General features: G+C 62.8%; 5 protein-coding genes and 1 pseudogene. All 6 read left to right on the top strand.

Translation table 11 applies throughout. The features are described 5' to 3' along the window. Positions 1 to 404: ABC transporter permease (locus KDB67_RS21430; RefSeq protein WP_291020424.1), on the top strand; the 404-nt coding region annotated here is incomplete at its 5' end. Position 405: 1 nt separating this feature from the next. After that, positions 406 to 1,563 (top strand): mammalian cell entry protein, encoded by a 1,158-nt coding sequence (locus tag KDB67_RS21425; protein WP_291020422.1) that lies wholly within the window; start codon positions 406 to 408, stop codon positions 1,561 to 1,563. Position 1,564: 1 nt separating this feature from the next. Further along, the gene (locus tag KDB67_RS21420; protein WP_291020420.1) at positions 1,565 to 2,581 is read left to right on the top strand and encodes an MlaD family protein; all 1,017 of its coding nucleotides are present in this window, start codon (positions 1,565 to 1,567) and stop codon (positions 2,579 to 2,581) included. Then, positions 2,569 to 3,585 (top strand): MlaD family protein, encoded by a 1,017-nt coding sequence (locus KDB67_RS21415; protein ID WP_291020418.1) that lies wholly within the window; start codon positions 2,569 to 2,571, stop codon positions 3,583 to 3,585. Before KDB67_RS21420 ends, KDB67_RS21415 begins: the two co-directional genes overlap by 13 nt. A gap of 1 nt (position 3,586) precedes the next feature. Next, positions 3,587 to 4,711, top strand: a complete 1,125-nt coding sequence (locus KDB67_RS21410) for an MlaD family protein (RefSeq protein ID WP_291020416.1) — start codon at positions 3,587 to 3,589, stop codon at positions 4,709 to 4,711. Then, a pseudogene (locus tag KDB67_RS21405) lies at positions 4,708 to 4,919 on the top strand (MCE family protein); the annotation flags it as partial. The gene KDB67_RS21410 and the pseudogene KDB67_RS21405, both read left to right, overlap by 4 nt.

Here is a 4,919-nt window from a genome sequence, read left to right as displayed (position 1 = left end):
TGATGGGCCTGCGCGCCATCCCGTTCGTCGTCGGTACGCGGCTCGTCGGCGGCATGCTCGTGGTGCTGCCGAGTTACGTTCTGGCCCTGGTGATCAGCTTCATCACCGGCGGCATCATCGTGAAAACGTTCCACGATCAGCCCGCCGGTACCTACGATCACTACTTCGCGCAATTCGTCACATGGCAGGACCTGCTCGCCTCGATAGCCAAGACGTTGATCTTCTGCTCCATCGTCACCCTGATCCACTGCTACTACGGCTATTTCGCCAGCGGTGGACCGGCGGGCGTGGGAGCGGCCTCCGGCAGGGCTATCAGGGCCAGCCTCGTCGCCATCGTTCTGCTCAATTTCCTTATGACCGTGCTTATCTGGGGCCTCAACCCGCCCCTTCCATTCAGGGGATGACGTGGCAAAGCTCACCAATCAAGACTTCATCCGCGGTTCCGGTACCACACAGAACCGGGCGCTGACCGTCGCCGGTCTGATCGCCGCGGCGATCGTTGTGATCTCGATCGTGGCCACCGCCGTGCTGTATCCGCGGATCACTGCTCCGTCGGGCAATGAATTGCAGCTCGTCGTGCCGGCGCTGGGTCCCGGCGTGAAGACCAAGAGCAAGGTGCTCCTGCGTGGGGCCGAGGTCGGCGTCGTCAAGAGCGTCGACGCCACCGCTCCGGACACGGTGAAACTCAAGATCGTGCTGTCCGACGAGGCGATCAAGAGTCTGACCGACGCCGTCGACATCGACTACCGTCCGGCCAACTACTTCGGCATCACCGCGGTCAACCTGATCGCCAAACCCGGTGGATCGCCGCTGCGGGCGGGACAGACGCTGTCGCGGGCGGACGTACCCGACTTCACGATGTCGACGATGATCGAACACGGTTCGACCGTGGTGGACGGAACCCTGTCCCGCGAGATGATCGCCACCCTCGACAAGGTCACCCAGTACGCGACCGGGCTCGCCCCGCTGATCGAGACCATGATCGTCATCAGCGACAACGTCGCTCGCACACAGAAGCAGCTGCCGAGCACCCTGCTGGCCAAGATGAACGACATCACAGATGTGTTCCCGGAGGCCAACAAGGAGACCCTGCGCGGTCTGGACGCACTCACCAACAGTGTCTTCAACCGCATGCCGGACGGCTCCCGCGGTGTCGACGAGGCCTACCACAAACTGATGAACGATTCGCTGACCGTGGCCGCCGACGGACTGTTCGGTGCGGCCGGCAAATTGCTCGGCTCGCACAGCACCGAACTCACCCCGTTCGTCAACTCGATCAAGGTATTCGTCGACGAGGGCCCGCGACTTCTCGGCGGACCGAAGACGATGTCCAAACTCACCATCGCGGTGAACAAGTTGCAGAGCACGTTCGCCGGCCCTCCCGGAGAGCAGGCGCTGCAGTTGAGGCTGGTACTCGATTCGATGCCCTCGCTGTCCCAGACACTGGCGAGCGTGGGACTGCTGCCCGGCAGGAACTACGCCGCCGGCAACAAGAAGAAGACGGCCCCCGCCCAGAAGAAGGCCCAGCAGAAGACCACCGGACTATCGGGAAGGGGTAACTGACATGTCCTCACCACGAGTACAAAACCTCAAGACCGGTTCCAAGGTCGCCGTCGTCGGCGTGCTCACCGTGTTGCTGTTCATCCTGGTGATCAATGCGATGCGTAACCCGGTCGACGTGAAAACCCATAGCTACAGTGCCGATTTCACCGACGCGTCGGGTCTGCACCCGAACGGCGACGTGCGCTTCCGGGGTAAGCGGGTCGGCAAGGTCACCAGCGTGGAACTCACGCAAGGGGCCGACAAGTCCAAGCCGCTGGCGCATGTGGAGTTCACGCTCGACAGCGACCACACCATCACCGACACCACGACGCTGGCCATCAAGTACCAGAACCTGACCGGTGTCCGGTACGTGGATGTCCGGCCGGGTGAGCAGGACGGCCGGCGGGTCAGCCACGTCCCGACCGATCGGACGGTGCCCTCGTTCGACATCACGCGCCTGTTCAACGGTCTGCAGCCGGTGCTGGTCACCATGAACGCCAAGGACATCAACCAGTTCAGCGAGAACGCCATCGCGCTCCTGCAAGGTGACGGCAGCGGACTGGGACCGATGCTCGACAGCACACAGAAGCTGACAAAATTCGCCAAGAACCGTCAGCAGCTGATCTCCACACTCACCGCCAATCTCGCGCGGGTCAATGAGTCCATGGGCGGCCGCAACGAGAAGGTCATGGAATTCATGCACGCCGTCGATCTGCCGATCAGCAGTGCGATGACGGTGCTCAATGAATTCGCCGTCACCGCCAGTGCCGGACCGGGCCTGTTCGAACCACTCGAGCGGATTCTCGCCGCGGTCGAGATCAGGGAGGACACCGACATGGCGCTCCGGATCAAATCGGTGTTCAAGGACGCCACCACAGCGCTGGGCGTCTTCGAACTGATGCCGAACGCGCTGGCCGGAATCAAATCCGCGGGTGACTACGCACCCGGAATCCCCCCGTGCTCCAAGGGGAACGTGTACATCCCCCTGGAAGCGACATTCTTCATCAAGGGCAGCGAGGTGGTCCTGTGCAATCCCTGAAACTCAAACGCGGCCTGACACCCAAGCGTGGAAAGGGCCGTAAGGAAGGGCCGAACGAAAAGCTGGTCGGTCTGGCCGTCATCGGGACCGTCGTCATGCTGCTGGTGGCGCTCTTCGTGGTCTACCTGCGTCCGCCCGGCAAGAAGGAATTGTCGTTCGCGGTCACCGACGCCGCCTCGCTGAGTACCGGTGTTGACGTGCGGGTCGCCGGCATCGTCGTCGGCAAGGTCACCGACGTGTCGATCAAGCCCGATCACGTGCTGGTCAAGGCCAAGATCGACAAGTCCACCTTCGTCGGCGACCGCTCGACCGTCGACGTCCGGATGCTCACTCCGGTCGGCGGCTACGCGATCACCCTGATCCCGTCCGGAACACACGAATCGTCGGCGACCATTCCGGTCGACCGGGTGACCGTCCCCTATTCGATCGGTGACGTCATCCAGGCGGTTCCGGACACCACCGACGAAGTCGACACCACCCGTTGGCATTCCAACATCAAGCAGGTCGCCGATGCGTTCGGGAGCAACACCACCTCGCTGCGCTCCATCGTCGACGGGCTGGATTCGGTGTCGGAGGTGTTCGCCAAGCAGCGCACCCAGGTCCACCAGATCACCCGGCTGGCCGCGGACTACCTGAACACCTTCAACACCAATCGGGACTTCGTATTCGATCTGGTCAGGAAGATCGATACCGTCGTCACGACGTATCACATCAATTCCGCCGGATTCAATTACGCCTACTACCTGTTCTCCAGTGTGCTTTACCGGGTTGGGCCCTCGATCCGGTTGTATCTGGTCAACAGCGACCAACTGGCTCCGCAGATCCATTCGATAATTGCCGATATGCGCAAGATCGTCAGCGAATTCGAGCCGACCATCACCGGATTGCTGGCTCTCAAGGACAAGCTCATGGCCGGACTCACACCGGAGAACCTGCGCCAGTTGAAGAACGGGCAACTGTCCCTGGGCGGCCTGTGCATCCCCGTGCGCGGGAGGAAGTGCTGACATGACACCAGACAGTAGGACCGACACCGGCAACGCGAGCGCGGGTCGCAAGAAGCCGATGCTGATCGCGGTACTGGCCATCGTGGTCATCACGGCGATCATCGGTGCCGTGGTCGGCCGGGGGATCAGCTCGGGCAGCTCCACGGTCGACGGTGCGCAGGGCGGCGACGGTTTCTGCGCCAAGCTCAACGACGTGATCGGCCTGTACAAGGGAAACCCGGTGACCCAGATGGGATTTCGGGTCGGCAAGGTCACCGCGGTCGAGAATATCGGTTCGCAGGTGAAGGTGACCTTCTCGCTGGACTCCGGACGCGCCTACCCGGCGGACGTCACCGCGGTCACCCGCTCGAAGTCACTGCTCGCCGACCGCAGCCTCGAACTGGTCGGCAACTACGCCGGCGGTCCGACATTGCAACCAGGCCAATGCATCAACAAGTCCTTCACTCCCAAGAACATCAACGAGGTCGCCGGATCGGCGTCGGACTTCCTGCGGGACCTGTCCGACAACGGCGGACTCGATCTGCAGAAGGCCCTCGACGGTGCCGACACCGCATTCTCCGGTACAGGTGCCAAGTCCCATTCGATGTTCGAGAACGCGGCCAAGGCGGCTCGCGATCCCGACGGCTTCACCGCCGATATCGGTTCGGCCATCCGGGACATGGCTCCGCTGACCACCAGCGCGCTGAAGAACTGGGACACGATCCTGTCGATCACCGGGCAGGCGCCGACCGTCGCCGGCCTCGGCACCGACCTGTTCTACTACGTGGCCCGGTTCTGCCGCGGTATCGGCTGGGCGATCGCGGTGATGTACGACATCTGGACCAATTACGGCAGCGAGCTCAAACCGCTCATCCTGGGTCTGGCCCCGCCGGAACTGCGCGACATCGCCAAGAACCGGGCCCCCTACTGGGCGCGGGACCTGTCGAATCTGTCGCCGGCGATCGCCGACGCGCTCAAGCAACAGACATCCACCACCGGTGGCCTGTCGATCCCGTATTCGACGCCGGCGTTCAAGCTCGACAAGCGTCAGTGCGCGGCCGCGGGCAATGCGTGCGATACGAAAACGGGCAAGGTGGATGCGACCAACCTCGTGACCCTCGTCTTGCAGAAGGCAGGAATCCGATGAACGACAATTCGCGGCGAATCGCCCGGATCATGGTGGCCCTCGGTATTGTCATCGCCGCGCTCATGGCGACGAGCGGATGTGCGCTGAGCCCCAACCGGCTGCCGTCGGTGAAGGCCGGCGTCAGCAACGACTACGAGGTGACGCTGAAGTTCGCCAGCGTGCTCAACCTCCCCACCGGTGCCGACGTGATGATGAACGGCCTGCAGGT

The sequence above is a fragment of the Gordonia sp. (in: high G+C Gram-positive bacteria) genome, from assembly GCF_020438995.1.
Classification (GTDB): Bacteria; Actinomycetota; Actinomycetes; order Mycobacteriales; family Mycobacteriaceae; genus Gordonia.
Note: the sequence above shows the minus strand (reverse complement) of the source record. Positions and strands in the feature narration are given on the sequence as shown.